We start from the raw sequence: 15,251 nt of genomic DNA, 5'->3' as shown, positions 1-15,251 counted from the left end.
AACAAATATATCACATAAAGCATGAAAAGACTAGCTACCATTTTAATTTTATCGTTTACAGCAATAAGCGCCTGGGCGCAATATAATCCACTTACTAATTACGGCTTTAGATTGGGCTTAACCGCTACGCCTACCATTGGCTGGCTAAAACCCGAGCAGGGAAAAACCAACGGTGTGGCCTTAGGCTTCTCTTATGGAATAATGGGCGATTTTAACTTTGCCCCCAATTATAGTTTCGCTACTGCATTAACAATTACCACTATTAATGGAAAAAGTACAGAAGTAAATGTATCTCCATATACTGCAAGTCAGAATAGTACAGATCCTACAGCTTACGATCTAAAGTATCGCTTGCAATACATAGAATTGCCATTAACCATTAAGTTAAAAACCATCAAGGAAGATGGTAAACGCTGGTACGGACAGTTTGGCTTGTCGAATTCTTTTATGATTGGTGCCAAGCAAGATGCAGTAAGAGGGAATACAACGGTTGCTGATAATTTAAATGTATCAGATTATGTTAAATTTTATCGTGCAGGTTTGGTTATTGGCGGTGGCGGTGAGTTTGATGTTTCCGGCAATACCAGTATTATGGCAGGTTTAACTTTTAACAACAGTTTTACTAATATTGTAACCGATAAAAACAGGAATGTGAAAAATCATTACCTGGCCCTTAATTTCGGATTTTTCTTTTAAGCCGAGGGAATATTTTTGACCATTAACTAAACAAATAAATAAAATACCTGATGAAAATAGCTCTAGCGCAACTCAATTATCACATTGGAAACTTTGAGGCCAATACCCGGAAAATTATTGATGGAATTCAATTGGCTAAAAGTAAAGGTGCTGATTTAGTTGTGTTTGCCGAACTGGCTATCTGTGGTTATCCTCCCCGCGACTTTCTGGAATATGAAGAGTTTATTGCGCTATGTGAGCAATCTGTTTTAGAAATTGCTGCACATTGCAATGATATCGCTTGTATTGTTGGTTCGCCGGTTAAAAATGATATCCTTCAGGGGAAAGATTTGTTTAATGCAGCTTATTTTATTGAAGCGGGAAAAGTTAAAGCCATTACTAAAAAGGCGCTGCTTCCAACCTACGATGTTTTTGATGAATACCGTTATTTTGAACCTGCCACTAATTTTGCCTGTATAGATTTTAAAGGGAAAAGAATTGCCTTAACCATTTGTGAGGATCTTTGGAATATTAACGATAATCCTTTGTATGTTTCTAACCCAATGGATGTGCTGATTAAGGAAAAGCCCGATGTGATGATCAACATTGCAGCATCGCCATTTTCTTATACCCATGATGATGAACGCATTAAAGTTTTAGGCGATAATGCCAGTAAATATCAGCTCCCGCTTTTTTATGTAAACCAGGTAGGTGCACAGACCGAAATTATCTTTGATGGCGGTTCATTGGTTTTCGATGCCGATGGTTCAATGAAAGCAGAGATGAAATATTTTGAAGAAGATTTACAAGTATTTGATCTGGCCGAAGTAGAAAATGTTAAAAACAAATATCCTGAACAACAACGGGCCAATGATATTGAACAAATCCATGATGCATTGATTTTAGGTATTCGGGATTACTTCCAGAAATCGGGTTTTAGTAAAGCTGTATTGGGTTTATCGGGCGGAATCGATTCTGCAGTGGTGTGTGCTTTGGCTTGTCGTGCGCTGGGAGCCGAAAATGTAATGGCCGTTTTAATGCCTTCTAAGTTCTCTTCAGATCATTCTGTGCAAGATGCCTTAGGTTTGGTCAATAACATCGGCTGCATGCATGAAATCGTTCCTATTAAGGAAATTGCCGAAGCTTTCGATGAAACTTTAGCCCCTGCCTTTAAGGGTTTGCCTTTTAATCTGGCAGAAGAAAACATTCAGGCCCGTATTCGCGGAATCATCAATATGGCCATGAGTAATAAGTTTGGCTATATTTTGCTCAATACCTCCAACAAAAGCGAGTGCGCTGTAGGTTATGGTACGCTTTATGGCGATATGTGTGGCGCTATTGGGGTAATTGGGGATGTATATAAAATGCAGGTTTTTGAACTCGCAAGATACATTAATAAAGACGAGGAAATTATTCCGGTGAATACCATTGTAAAACCACCATCTGCTGAGTTAAGGCCAGATCAAAAAGATTCAGACTCACTTCCTGAATATGAAGTTTTAGATAAAATTCTCTATCAGCATATCGAAATGAAACAAGGTACGGCTGCAATTATTAATCAAGGTTTCGACGAAGCCTTAGTGAAACGTATTTTAAGAATGGTTAATATCGCTGAATTTAAACGCTATCAAACGCCACCTATTTTAAGGGTTTCGCCAAAGGCTTTTGGTATGGGTAGAAGAATGCCTATTGTGGGGAAATATTTGATTTAGTTTTTTTGAAGGGCTTATTGGCCACGGAAACACTGAAAGCACGGAATTTGAAGAAGATTGGTTCAAGCGCGAAAATTATGCTGTTCAATTTGAGTTTTTTTACCACCAAGACACAAAGAGTTTATTATTTTCTGCTGGCAAATTTCGTCATAGCGAAGCTGGGATAGGGGAGCTGAAGCAAACTCATTCAGGAACATAGTTCCATGAGCTTAATTTGTCTTACAGGGTGGAGAAACTTTTACCATATAACCATTTAAGAAAATATAAGTATGTAATGGCTTTGTTTTGGTGTGAGGCAAAACACTCATTATCAATAAGATATAGAGGTGTTAGTTCTTGTAATAAAATAAAGAAGCTGCATCATCAATACAGCTTCTTTACGCGTATAAGCTTTTTAACGTGATTATGCTAAAGTAGCATCAACAGTAATTTTAGTATTCAATAATTTAGAAATCGGGCAGTTTTGCTCTGCATCAGCCACCAGTTCATCAAATTTTTCTTGTGTTAAATCCGGAACAGAAGCTGTTAAAGTTAAGTGCGATTCTACGATTTCACCTTTAGACGGATCTAAGTTGATTTCGCATTTTGTTTCTAATTTTTCTGCTGTAAAACCTGCTTCTGTTAAGTTGGCAGAAAGTTTCATTGTAAAGCATCCTGCATGTGCTGCGGCAATAAGTTCCTCAGGATTAGTACCTACACCTTCCGCAAAGCGAGAATTAAAAGAATATTGTGTGTCGTTTAAAGTTGTACTCTGGGTAGTGATTTTACCATTTCCTTCTTTAATAGAACCTTGCCATACGGCTGTTGCATTTCTTTTCATGTTGAGATTTATTTGAGTTGATTAAGGGTTTTAACACCTAAATATAACGATATGTTTGTTTCATTGGATTAATTGTGCATTAAGATTGATGTTCAACATTCGTGATTACATCCTCTTCTTGCTTTTTATTGTTTTTAAGGTTCTTTCTGAATGATTGCACCAACAAGATGCCAACCCCAATCATAATAGAAATATCGGCAAAATTAAATACCCCGGTTTGAAAAATTCCGAAATCCATGTGCATGAAGTCGGTAACGGAGCCATGTACAATCCGATCATACAAATTACCAATTCCACCACCAATTAAAAAGCAGATGGCAATCTGCATACTTTTAGGAAGGTTTTTGTGTGAAAACAGGTAATAAAGGCCAAATCCTAACACAATAATGGGTAAGCCTGATAAAATAACCAATCGTAAAGCGTAGGGCATATTATCTCCCAAAGAGAGAAAAGCGCCTGTATTCTCTACTTTTGTGAGGGTAAAGAAATTTTTAATAATAGGGATATGCTCGTAGTAGGCAATCTCTTTCCGCGCGATTAGTTTAGAAATCTGGTCGACCACAACATTCAAAAATAGAATCAAGACTAAAACGCGCTGATTTTTAATGTTTTTTATACTCATATCTCGTTCTTATTTTTTTATGGGCTTAATCCATTTTCTAAACGGAATAATTAGCGCAAGGATAATAGCCACTACAGAAAGCAGTTTAGCAATAATATCACCACTTTTAACATAAAAGGTAATTTCATCATTAAGGTGGATATCCGCTTTAATAGCGGTTCTGGTCCACCATTTGGTTTTTTGCACTACATCTCCACGCTGATTAATGAAACATGAAATCCCTGTGTTTGCAGAACGAACCACATCACGATGTGTTTCGATGGCCCTTAATTTTGCGTAAAGCATATGCTGATCTTTCCCAGAGGTATTTCCCCACCAGCCATCATTGGTAATAATGGCGATAAATTGTGCGCCTTCTTTAACAGATCTGCCTATCCAATCGCCCCATAAGCTTTCGTAACAAACCACAGGTGCAGCACCGATACCACTTTGTGCATAAAGTACACCAGGCTCATCTTGCCATCCCCAACCCCCAACAGCTCCGCCAAGTTGGGCAAAAACGCCATCTAAAAATGAAAATACTTTAGGGAAAGGCATTTTTTCTACACCGGGAACCAGTTTAGATTTATGATAAAACTGCACATTCGCCGAATTTTCTATCTGCATGGCCGTGTTAAAATGATCTACATAAATGTTTCTTTGGTAATCGTATTGGGCAGAAAGTGTCTTCTTTTCAGGGTAGAATTTGATGCTCTCAATTCCGGTAATTAATGTTCCGTTTTTATACTTGCTGATAAAATTTTGTAAGGTACTATAGGTAGTTGATTGATGAATGCGTTCTTCATCATCATAACTGGGAATAGCAGTTTCAGGCCATATAAAATATTCTGTATTCACCTGTCCAACAGAGTCTGATAAGTGTTTGAGGATATCGATTTGTTGTGCAGGAGGAATAAATTCCAGCTTTTGATAAGGATCAATATTAGGCTGTACCACCACTACATTGCTAGGGGTACCTTTTTCTTCCGAATGGTAGTATTTGGTCAGGGAAATTCCAATTGGAATGGTTACAATCAAAATCCAGACAGCCAATGTCTTAAACTTAACTAATCCTGTGTGAGACCTCAACTGTTTAATGGCCTCAAAAGCAAAAATATTGCTCAGTAAAATCCAAAGCGAACCACCATAAATTCCGGTGTGGTCATACCATTGGGCCAATTGATGCATATTTGCAAAACCGTTTCCGAGTGTCATCCAGGGAAAGGCTAAATCCCAGGTTTGTTGCAGGTACTCGAGGGCGATATAGAACGCAATCAGTCCTGAATAGGCTATGGTTTTGTTCACATAATTGCCTAGCCGGTAATAAAGCCAAAAGGCAAAAGTCATGAGCAGGGCACCTAACCCGAATGGGATTAATGACACTGGCAATGCTATAGCTGCACCATTATAGGCACTTATGGCATTATACACCCAATATATGGAGGCCGTATTCCAAATTAAAAAACACAAACCCGCTGTTAAAAAGATACGCCTGCCTTTCTTCCGGATGTTGCTTTTAGCAATGTCTTCCATGGCAAACAGCAATGGAATTAAGCCAACGAGCAGCAGTGGGGCGGTAAAGGGCATAGGCGGCCAGGCCAGCCAGAGTAAAAATGCGCTCAGTAAGGCAAGCGAATACGTTTGTATTTTGTTCAACGGTTTCGTGATTACAGGCTATCTAAAATATTGGCTTTTTTGGCTTCGTATTCTTCCTGCGTAATGAGGTGCTTATCGTATAAAGTCTTCAACTTACGCAATTTCAAAGTCGTTTCATCTTCAGGTTCCTCAATAACTTCAGCAATTTGAATCGGCTCTGGAGCTACAGGCTCAATAACCGGGATTTCGACAACAGGTTGGGCATTCAAATTAATAGGGGAGGCTGTTGCGCGATTTTCCTCCAGCTTTTGCTGACGAACTAACTCTTTATACTCTTCTAATTGCTGATTTGCTGCCTGATGCAGTTTTCTAGCCTGAACTTTTGGGATAAACTCCGTGACAATATTTTCTCCATGTTGTGGTACACAGATGAATTTAGAACCAAAAAACTCTTCTTTAAAGGAAACTTCTTTAACGCTTTTCCAGGAAATATCTTTAAAGTTCATAGTTAAGCCTAAATTTCCAGGCTCACAGTAGAAAATACGCTTATTGGTAATGGCAATGCAATCGGGCAACAAGTTTACCGCAGGCTTTTTTTGTACTGCTAAATATAAAATTTCTTCACCTGTGGTTAAAAGGTCATTTAGTTTTCCAATAACTTTTTCTACAGCTTTTGGATCTTGTTCGTCGCTTAAAAATCTATCTATGCTAATCATAATGGCAATTTATATTGATGTGTTGTTAATTTAGGGATGTTATTCATCTACATCCGCATATTTGTTTTTGCTTTTAATGTGGGGTTTACCCGATATGCAAATTACAAATTCTCCTTTTAAAGTATTGTTTTCGAAATGTGATTTTATCTCTAATAAAGTACCCCTAACGGTTTCTTCAAACATTTTGGTTAACTCTCTGCTCACCGACGCTTCTCTGTCTCCCCCCAAATATTGTGCAAATTCTTCTAAGGTTTTCAATAAACGGTGCGGACTTTCGTAAAGTATAATGGTGCGTTCTTCCTCAGCCAATTTCTTGAATTTGGTTTGCCTACCTTTTTTTACAGGTAAAAATCCCTCAAAAACAAAGGCATCAGCCGGAAGGCCAGAGTTTACCAATGCAGGTACAAAGGCAGTTGCTCCGGGCAGGCATTCCACCGCAATCTCATTTTTAATGGCTTCACGAACCAACAAAAAACCCGGATCAGAGATGGCGGGTGTTCCTGCATCAGAGATTAAGGAAATTTTTTGTCCTTCCTTTAAAAACCTGATAATTTCTGCAGTAGCCTTATGCTCGTTATGCTGGTGGTGCGCATATACCTTTTTATCTATGCCGAAATGTTTGAGCATAGGGGCGCTGGTACGCGTATCTTCAGCAAGGATAAGATCACATTCCTTTAAAATGCGGATCGCCCTGAAGGTCATGTCCTCTAAATTGCCTATTGGTGTAGGTACCAGAAATAGTTTGCCGCTCATATTTTTCAATTCTCGTCATTGCGAGGAGGAACGACAAAGCAATCTTTTTGAGAGAGATTGCCGCACTGCGTTCGCAATGACGACTTAATTATTATCTTTGCTTAAAAAATTAAATAATGCTGCAAGTTAATTATATCCGCGAAAATAGAGAGAAAGTTTTAGAACGTTTAAGTATCCGTAATTTTAAACAGCCTGAGTTGGTAGATGAGATCATCAAAGTTGATGAAGACCGTCGTTCCACACAAACTTCCTTAGACGCTATCTCCGCTGAAGCGAATGCAGCAGCCAAACAAATTGGCGATTTAATGCGTAGTGGTAAAAAAGCAGAAGCAGAAGAAATTAAAGCGAAAACCGCTGGTCACAAAGAGCAGATTAAAACACTTGGTGATAAACTGACAGCGCTGGAAACAGCACAGCATAATCTAATCGTTCAATTACCTAATTTACCATATGATTTGGTAAAACAGGGTTCTACGGCCGAAGAGAATGAGGTGGTATTGGTTCATGGAACCCCTGCTCAACTTCCTAGCAAAGCACTACCGCACTGGGAGCTCGCTGCAAAATATGATATCATCGACTTCGAATTAGGGGTTAAAATTACTGGTGCAGGTTTTCCTGTTTATAAAGGAAAAGGTGCGCGTTTACAACGTGCATTGATTAACTTCTTTTTAGATCATGCCATTGAAGCGGGATATAAAGAAATGCAGGTGCCGCATTTGGTTAATGCAGCTTCGGGTTTCGGAACCGGACAACTGCCAGATAAAGAGGGACAAATGTATCACTCTACAGTAGATGATTTGTATTTAATCCCTACGGCAGAAGTACCTGTCACCAATTTGTACCGGGATGTAATCGTAAAAGAAGAAGATTTACCCATTAAGAATACGGCTTACACCCCTTGTTTTCGTAGAGAGGCAGGATCTTATGGTGCCCATGTTCGCGGTTTAAACCGTTTGCATCAGTTCGATAAGGTAGAGGTGGTACAGATTACGCATCCTGATAAATCTTACGAAACATTGGAAGAAATGAGTGTGTACGTACAATCTCTTTTACAGGAATTGGGTTTACATTATCGTGTTTTACGTTTATGTGGCGGTGATATGGGCTTTACTTCAGCCATGACTTATGATATGGAAGTATGGAGTGCTGCCCAAGAGCGTTGGTTAGAGGTATCATCTGTATCTAACTTTGAAACGTATCAGGCTAACCGTTTAAAACTACGCTTTAAAGGTAAGGAGGGTAAATCTCAATTGGCTCACTCTCTAAATGGGAGTGCTTTGGCTTTACCGCGTATCGTAGCTTCTATACTAGAGAATTATCAAACTGAAAATGGGATCAGGATTCCTGAAGCATTGGTGAAATATACTGGTTTCGATCTGATTGATTAATCTTGTCCGGTCGGTGGAGACTTCACCAGTAGATAAAACGGGTTACGAGTTGCGGGCTGTGGGTTACGAGACAGGGAGGCGCTACCAATGCTATTAAGTTAAGGAGAAAATTAAAATGTGTTGTCAATCCTGAGTTTGTCGAAGGGCAATACATTTTAATTTTCGATTTATCAAGAAGGTCTTCGGCTACTTGTCCCGGTTTCACATCGGGAAGCTCAAGACTGACAAAGCTTAACTTAATAGCATTGGGGACGCTATAACCAGAAAAAGAAAGCAGGGTAAGTATTCCTATCGCATTAAGATTTCCCCCTGCGGGGGAATGACGACCACCAAGATATAAGAATTGAAAAAAATACTGTAACAAAAAAAAGCTTTGCAGCGATGCAAAGCTTTTCGTTTTTTATAGGTAGATGTAAATGTTGTGATTATAAAATCAAGATCAATAATAAGATGATGATGATAATTGCACCTACAGAAAGATAAACGCCACCAGAAATTGCACGAGCCTGGTTTTTCATCTCTTTCAATTCTTTACGTAAAGCCTTGCGTTCAGCTTTAGTCAAGTTAGATTTATCCATCTCTCTGATTTCTTCCACACGGCTTTTGATTTTTTCCAATTGTTGAGCTTGCTCTGCGGTTAACTCAGTAGGATTTTTCGCTGGCTTATCAGCTGCTTGCGCTGTATTGAAGCTAATTCCTAAACAAAAAACAAGGGCTAAAGTGTAAATGAATTTTTTCATAATATTAAATTTTAGATTTCAGATGTATGCATAACAAAAAACCTACCAAAATGTTCTGGTAGGTTCGCGAGATTGTTAATTTATTGTTAAAACGTTTATTTGATCTCAAAAACTGCATTCACACTGAAGTTGAGTTTTATCTTTTTGAAATCAATTTCGGCCGGAGCAGCGGCATCGCTCATTTCAGCTTTCAACATGTAATTTCTGTATACCGGCTGTATCGCATTATCACCACCATCTTGAATGTCTATCACATTGCCAAGTTTATCGCCCAATGCCTCAACCATATAGGTTGCTTTTTCTTTTGCAGCAAGGAGCGCTTTAATTTTTAAATCTCTTTTTAAACTTTCAATTTTAGAATAGTCATAGCTTTCAATGTTGGTGTTTGCTATTCCTTTTGGATCAATTGAAGCAATGATTTCATTGAATTTATTTAAATCACTTACTTTTAAACGATATTGTTTACTCGCTAAGAAATCTGGATTTTTCTTTTTCTCTGTAGTGTAATTCCAGCTGCTTAGGTTACTAACTGTCAAGTTTTCTTTGGCAATTCCTGCTTTTTGGACAGCAGCAAACAATTGATTTTCTAAATCTGTAATCTCTACTTTTTTCTTACTGTTGTTGTCTTTTAAATACTCTTTTAAAGAAATTCCGATGTAAATAATATCGGGAATAACTTCTGTTTCTGCAGTACCACTTACATTGATTTTTCTACGAAGATCTACTTGTTGTGCCTGTACAGTACTTAAACCTAAAAATGCGACTAATGCAATTGCTATTAACTTTTTCATAATACTTAATTTCTTTGTGTGTTTGCTTAATGATGTAAACTGCGCACAAATTCCACACCGAGATTAATAAAAAAAATAAATTTTCTTCAAAAAATCCAGATGTGTAATGTCTAATTTATTAGTAGACAGTCTTTTGCGTAAGAATGTTTTCTGGTGGAAAATAACTTAAAAAAGCTATTGAAAGTTTTGGAGTAAACCAAGCGGAAGGTTTTATGTAACAGTACAATATTATAGTGATCGATAAAACCTTACGCGAATAGCATTTTCCTGAAAAGGAAAGAGGAATTATACTTTAGAAACTTTTACTGCAGTTGGGCCTTTTTGTCCCATTTCTACTTCAAAAGATACTTTGTCGCCTTCTCTTATTTGAGTAACCAAGCCATTTGCGTGAACGAAAATGCTTTCTTGGGTATCTGTATTCTTGATGAAACCATAGCCTTTGCTATCATTGAAAAAAGTAACTGTACCTTTTTTAACAGGGTTTTCGTCAACGATGTCTTCTTGTCTGGAAATACCAATTTGGATATCTTCAGTATTGATGACTTTCTTTTTCTTAGGATCTGGAGGTGTAGAAGAGATATTGCCGTTTTCATCCACGTACGCCATCATATCTTCGAGCGCTAAACCTTTTTTAGCATTGGCCTGACGCTCTTCTTTTCTTTCCTGTTTTTCGTTTCTTTTCTGTTGCTTTTTTTTCTCGTTTTCTTTTTTACCGAAAGTTGCTTGAGATTTAGCCATATATTATTATTTTGTTTTAGTGGGATAAGAGAAAGGAGAATTAGGCAAAGATAATAAAACTGGAGCAGAAATACGATTTTATTACCAATAACAAAATTTATATTATCCTTTTAACCAGCTGTTTTTCTCTATTTTATATCCAAAATTCCATTTAACAGGTTCGCCGTAGTAGGCTACTTCAATTTCTTCAAACTTATCTGCCCCGAGTTTCTCTATGGCTTTTTGCGAGCGAAAGTTAGTGGCCCCAATATGGAAAATTACACGATCAACAAATTCGAAGGCATGGTTAATCATGAGCTGCTTTAAGGCCTTGTTATGGCCCTTACCCCAAAAATCTCTGCCCAAAAACGTATATCCGATGGCCACCTCATTGTTGTCCTCATTCAAATCATAAAACCTCGAACTTCCCACTACCTGATTAGTTGCCTGATCATAAACAATAAATGCCCCTGCAGACTCGATTGCTCCCTTAAAGAAGTTTTCGAAAACCTCCCTCTGGTACCGGTTTTTATTGGGATGTTGCTCCCAAACTAAAGGGTCTGAGGCAACTTCGTATAATCGCTCAAAGTCTTCCTGCTTAAGCGGAACAAGTTTAATTAAGTCGTTTTCAAGATGAGGTTGGAGTTCAAAATTCATATTGCAATTTAATAAAAATGGCCAGCGATATCGCCAGCCATTTGTTTTATTCTTGTATTTTCTTCACTATACCAAGCCTTCAATTTCTACTACTTCGTTAGCTTCTTTTTGATAGTCTACGCCATCAATTTCGAATCCAAAAAGGCTTAAGAAATCAGCTCTATAGCCTGGTAAATCGCCTATGGCAGGAAGCGTTTCTGTAGTTGCTTCTTCCCAAAGCTGGGCTACCCTGGCTTGCACATCTTCTCTCATTTCCCAATCGTCAATTCTGATTCTTCCTTTATCATCCAAAGGAATATCTCCTCCCTGGTATAATCTTTCTGCAAAAAGACGTTGAATTTGTTCAATGGTGCCTTCGTGAATTCCTTCTGCTTTCATCACTTTGTACAATAGTGAAATGTAAAGTGGAATTACCGGAATAGCAGAACTGGCTTGAGTTACCAGGGCTTTATTTACCGAAACAAAAGCCTTTCCATTCAGGTCTTTCAATTTATCGGTAATGGTGAAAGCTGTAGCTTCCAAATCATCTTTTGCTCTTCCAATTGTTCCTTTACGATAAACAGGTTCTGTTAAAGCCGGGCCGATATAAGAATAAGCTACTGTTGTAGCCCCCTCGGCAAGTAGATTTTCTGCTTTTAAAGCGTCTATCCACATCGACCAATCTTCTCCACCCATAACGGCAACTGTATTGGCAATATCTTCCTCGTTAGCAGGTTCAATAGAAATTGTAGAAACATTGCCCGTGTGGAAATCTACGGTTTTGTTGGTGTATGTGCCACCGATAGGCTTTAAGGTTGAACGATGTAAAACTTCAGTATCCGGATGCTTTCTTACCGGAGAAGCCAGACTATAGATCACTAAATCAATTTGGCCTAAATCAGCTTTAATTAATTCGATTGTTTTATCTTTAATCTCTTTAGAAAATGCGTCGCCATTAATGCTTTTGGCATATAAACCCGCCTGGTGTGCTTCATGATCAAAAGCAGCACTATTGTACCAACCCGGCGAAGCAGTTTTGCCTTCTGATGGTGCTTTTTCGAAAAATACCCCAATGGTAGCAGCGCCCGAGCCAAATGCAGCTGTAATTCTGGATGCTAAACCGAAACCGGTTGATGCACCTATAACCAACACTTTTTTAGCGCCATCAATTGCGCCTTTTGATTTTACATATTCAATTTGGTTCTTTACATTCTGTGCACAGCCATCTGGATGCGCTGTTAAACAGATAAAGCCCCTCATTCTAGGTTCAATAATCATTTCTTCTTTTAATTGATATTTCTGAATTAATTATGGGCAAATGAAAGTGCCATCTGCTCTAAATCTTTAACGAAGATAGATTTTTAATCGATTGGAGTTAAATCAAATTTAACAAAACCGAAATTGTTGCCGCTGATTACCACTGAGTATGAGATAATATTATTGGCTTTGTTAATTTTATTTTAATTTAGCAGCACACAGATATGAGACCTTTATGAGAAAAATTACACTGGCATTGCTACTATCTTTGTTAGCATTCGGGAAGCTATATGCACAAACCCAGCATCAGAATACAGGATGGTTTATGTTCCTGAATAACACCAGGTTTAATGATAAATGGGGCTTGCAGTTCGATGTGCAGCTTCGCTCTGTAGATGATTGGAAATATGTTCGGAATACCTTGGTTAGGCCAGCAGTACAATACTTCATCAATGATCACCATAATGTTGCTTTAGGTTATTTGTGGCAAACCACTTACAACAAACCAGATGCTGCCGAAAGCACAACCCTCAATGAGCACCGTATTTTTGAACAGTACATTTATACCCATAAATTTTCTTCCATATTTGCCAGCCACAGGTTTAGGGTAGAGCAGCGCTTTATAGGAACAGCTGGAGAGGATATTTTTGCCCAGCGTTTCCGTTACTTTTTTAGGTTCATTCAGCCTTTGCAAAAGCAGCAGGCGGCTTTCACCAAAGGTGCATTTGTGGCGCTTCAGAATGAGGTGTTTTTGAATGTTCAAAATAAAAAGGCACTCAATAATAGTGTTTTCGATCAAAACAGGGTTTATCTCGCCGGAGGTTATCGTTTTTCGAAGAAGTTAGACCTAGAATTAGGGTACTTGAACCAGGCAGTTAACGGCGCTAATGCAAACACATTAAATAACATTATACAGTTTGCCGTATATACCAGGTTTTAATGATTTAAAGTCATTTTTTGTAGTTTAAGAAATACGAACTGTTAAAACCTTTGTAAATGAGGCTGCTTTTTGCTCAATTTGCGCCGTGAAAAAGATCTCCATTTTATTTATAGCGCTTCTCTTCGGCAAGCGGATGCAGGCCCAGGAAATAAAGACACAAGCCAACAATACGCCACCCTCAAAAAGTATTTTTAACCCTGAGCACAAAAGGAATTTTTCGAGAAAGGGCGATTTCTACTTTCATTGGGGATATAACAATTCCTGGTATGGAAAAAGTGATATTCGCTTTACCGGGCCTAATTACGATTTTACTTTAAAGGATGTAGTTGCTCACGACAGGCAATCAAAGTTGAGCTGGGATTGGCTAAACCCTGGTTTGATTACCGTTCCGCAATACAATATTCGCGTGGGATATTTTATTAAAGACAATTACAGTATTTCTATTGGCTGGGATCACATGAAGTATGTAATGGATATTCCTCAAACAGTTGCCATTACAGGCCATATTGGTTCGAATATCTCACACGATAATATTCCTACGGGTACATTGGCAGGCGATTATAATGGTCAGATGATTAACGTAAAGGAAAGCATGTTAACTTTTGAGCATACTGATGGATTTAATTATGCGAATGTAGAGGTAGAACGTTATGATGATATCTGGGTAGCACCTTCGGGTAATACCTCTCTGACCTTAGAAACCGGTCTGGGTGGTGGAATCGTAGTTCCCCGTTCTGATGTGCGCCTGTTTGGTGCTGGCAGAAACAACCACTGGAATGTTTCGGGTTATGGTGTTTCGGCTAAAATAGGATTGAAATTTTATGTTTGGAAGAATTTCTACATTCAAAACTCCACAAAATTCGGGGCTACGAACTTAACGAACATCCATACCACAGGTTGGGACGATTTGGATAAGGCAAGTCAAAAAATCAACTACATAGAGAATTTGTGGGTGATTGGGCTGCAGTTTTAAGTTGTAGGTTTTAAGTTTTAGGTTTTAAGTTGTAGGTTATAAGTTAGTTCCTTCACTACACCCTGGATGAAAAAATCGCGCTCTGGGTAACAGATAGTGCTATTGATAACGAGAATGTAGCGAAGGATAACATGACGGTGATTACCAGTTAAATTTTATTTACTCTTCCAGAGCCCACAACAGTTTTTTCTACCGTTGCATTTCCAGAATAGTTAACGCTGCCCGATCCGCTAATCAAAGCATCGATTTTCTTATCTGCTTTAATCGTAATATTTCCTGATCCGCTGATGCGGGTAGAAAGATCATTGGTAGAGAATCCTTTTCCGGCGAAAACGCCTGATCCGCTGATGGTGATATTGGCATCATCTGTTTTGCCTGTAATATTAAGCGTTCCTGATCCACTGATTACACCGTTGAAATCATTTACGTTAATGTTAGCTTTAATGCTTCCTGAACCACTTAAAGTAGTGTTCAGTTCGGAAGAATTGATTGCTCCATTTACGGTAATACTTCCGTTGCCACTCATGGTTAAGCTTCTAATGGTTTTAGCGGTAACATGAGCGATAATTTTTTTGTTTTCATATTTTCTCTCCCAACTCTTCCAGCTATTTTGCGGACGAATAATTAAAATGTTTCCTTTTACTTCTGTAACCAGGGTCGAAATTGCATCTGCATCGCCTTCAAAACGACAACCTTCCTTGTTTCCTAGAGTTACAATAACTGTTATTGGTCCGCCTGCAGCTACACCGTTAAAGTTCTGAACGTCCCTTTCATCATCGTCATTTTTTGATGAACTAATGGTAAGCTGTTTTTCGGTTGCTGCATTTAAATTTGTTGTCAATGTTAAAGCGGCAAATAGAAATAGAAATATTTTTTTCATAGCGATTAAATTTATTGCTGTTAAAACCAGCGTTAAAGAAATAGATAATTTTCTAT

The 15,251-nt window shown here is 38.3% G+C and carries 16 protein-coding genes; 5 read left to right on the top strand and 11 right to left on the bottom strand.

Annotated elements, in window-relative coordinates; translation table 11 throughout:
• Nucleotides 1-21: 21 nt before the first annotated feature.
• Both BMX11_RS20870 and BMX11_RS20865 read left to right on the top strand, forming a co-directional pair.
• Nucleotides 22-696, top strand: a complete 675-nt coding sequence (locus tag BMX11_RS20870; protein ID WP_090888388.1) for a porin family protein — start codon at nucleotides 22-24, stop codon at nucleotides 694-696.
• A 50-nt stretch (nucleotides 697-746) separates the two neighbouring features.
• Nucleotides 747-2,387 (top strand): NAD+ synthase, encoded by a 1,641-nt coding sequence (locus BMX11_RS20865; protein WP_090888385.1) that lies wholly within the window; start codon nucleotides 747-749, stop codon nucleotides 2,385-2,387.
• Nucleotides 2,388-2,790: 403 nt separating this feature from the next.
• On the opposite strand, the gene BMX11_RS20860 is transcribed toward BMX11_RS20865, so the two are convergent.
• From BMX11_RS20860 to rsmI, 5 genes are all read right to left on the bottom strand, one after another.
• Nucleotides 2,791-3,207 (bottom strand): OsmC family protein, encoded by a 417-nt coding sequence (locus BMX11_RS20860; RefSeq protein WP_090888382.1) that lies wholly within the window; start codon nucleotides 3,205-3,207, stop codon nucleotides 2,791-2,793.
• Nucleotides 3,208-3,286: 79 nt separating this feature from the next.
• Nucleotides 3,287-3,829, bottom strand: a complete 543-nt coding sequence (lspA, locus tag BMX11_RS20855) for a signal peptidase II (protein WP_090888379.1) — start codon at nucleotides 3,827-3,829, stop codon at nucleotides 3,287-3,289.
• Nucleotides 3,830-3,838: 9 nt separating this feature from the next.
• Entirely contained in the window at nucleotides 3,839-5,464 is a 1,626-nt protein-coding gene (gene lnt / locus BMX11_RS20850; RefSeq protein WP_245738732.1) for an apolipoprotein N-acyltransferase, read from the bottom strand.
• Between the two features lie 11 nt (nucleotides 5,465-5,475).
• Nucleotides 5,476-6,120, bottom strand: a complete 645-nt coding sequence (locus tag BMX11_RS20845) for a PH domain-containing protein (protein ID WP_090888373.1) — start codon at nucleotides 6,118-6,120, stop codon at nucleotides 5,476-5,478.
• 39 nt (nucleotides 6,121-6,159) lie between these two features.
• On the bottom strand, nucleotides 6,160-6,873 hold the full coding sequence (gene rsmI, locus BMX11_RS20840) for a 16S rRNA (cytidine(1402)-2'-O)-methyltransferase (protein WP_090888370.1): 714 nt from the start codon (nucleotides 6,871-6,873) through the stop codon (nucleotides 6,160-6,162).
• Nucleotides 6,874-6,989: 116 nt separating this feature from the next.
• Between rsmI and serS the strand changes: the two genes are divergently transcribed.
• Nucleotides 6,990-8,261 carry a serine--tRNA ligase gene (serS, locus tag BMX11_RS20835; protein WP_090888367.1) on the top strand — a complete coding sequence of 424 codons (1,272 nt, stop codon included), beginning with the start codon at nucleotides 6,990-6,992 and terminating at the stop codon, nucleotides 8,259-8,261.
• A gap of 425 nt (nucleotides 8,262-8,686) precedes the next feature.
• Here serS and BMX11_RS20825 read toward each other — a convergent pair whose 3' ends face one another.
• The 5 genes from BMX11_RS20825 to fabV form a co-directional block, all read right to left on the bottom strand.
• Nucleotides 8,687-9,001 carry a hypothetical protein gene (locus BMX11_RS20825; RefSeq protein WP_090888361.1) on the bottom strand — a complete coding sequence of 105 codons (315 nt, stop codon included), beginning with the start codon at nucleotides 8,999-9,001 and terminating at the stop codon, nucleotides 8,687-8,689.
• Nucleotides 9,002-9,096: 95 nt separating this feature from the next.
• On the bottom strand, nucleotides 9,097-9,792 hold the full coding sequence (locus BMX11_RS20820; RefSeq protein WP_090888358.1) for an SIMPL domain-containing protein: 696 nt from the start codon (nucleotides 9,790-9,792) through the stop codon (nucleotides 9,097-9,099).
• 285 nt (nucleotides 9,793-10,077) lie between these two features.
• Complete coding sequence (locus BMX11_RS20815; RefSeq protein WP_090888355.1) at nucleotides 10,078-10,530, bottom strand: cold-shock protein; 453 nt, start codon at nucleotides 10,528-10,530, stop codon at nucleotides 10,078-10,080.
• Between the two features lie 102 nt (nucleotides 10,531-10,632).
• Nucleotides 10,633-11,166: a GNAT family N-acetyltransferase gene (locus BMX11_RS20810; protein WP_090888352.1), complete on the bottom strand. Its 534-nt coding sequence runs from the start codon at nucleotides 11,164-11,166 to the stop codon at nucleotides 10,633-10,635.
• 66 nt (nucleotides 11,167-11,232) lie between these two features.
• Complete coding sequence (gene fabV, locus BMX11_RS20805) at nucleotides 11,233-12,423, bottom strand: enoyl-ACP reductase FabV (protein ID WP_090888349.1); 1,191 nt, start codon at nucleotides 12,421-12,423, stop codon at nucleotides 11,233-11,235.
• Nucleotides 12,424-12,637: 214 nt separating this feature from the next.
• Between fabV and BMX11_RS20800 the strand changes: the two genes are divergently transcribed.
• Nucleotides 12,638-13,342 (top strand): DUF2490 domain-containing protein, encoded by a 705-nt coding sequence (locus BMX11_RS20800; protein WP_090888346.1) that lies wholly within the window; start codon nucleotides 12,638-12,640, stop codon nucleotides 13,340-13,342.
• 85 nt (nucleotides 13,343-13,427) lie between these two features.
• Nucleotides 13,428-14,315 (top strand): hypothetical protein, encoded by an 888-nt coding sequence (locus BMX11_RS20795; protein ID WP_245738731.1) that lies wholly within the window; start codon nucleotides 13,428-13,430, stop codon nucleotides 14,313-14,315.
• 148 nt (nucleotides 14,316-14,463) lie between these two features.
• Here BMX11_RS20795 and BMX11_RS20790 read toward each other — a convergent pair whose 3' ends face one another.
• Complete coding sequence (locus BMX11_RS20790) at nucleotides 14,464-15,195, bottom strand: head GIN domain-containing protein (protein WP_090888439.1); 732 nt, start codon at nucleotides 15,193-15,195, stop codon at nucleotides 14,464-14,466.
• Nucleotides 15,196-15,251: the final 56 nt, after the last annotated feature.

This window comes from Pedobacter rhizosphaerae (assembly GCF_900111155.1).
Lineage (GTDB): Bacteria > Bacteroidota > Bacteroidia > Sphingobacteriales > Sphingobacteriaceae > Pedobacter > Pedobacter rhizosphaerae.
This window is presented reverse-complemented; position numbering and strand designations above follow the sequence as displayed.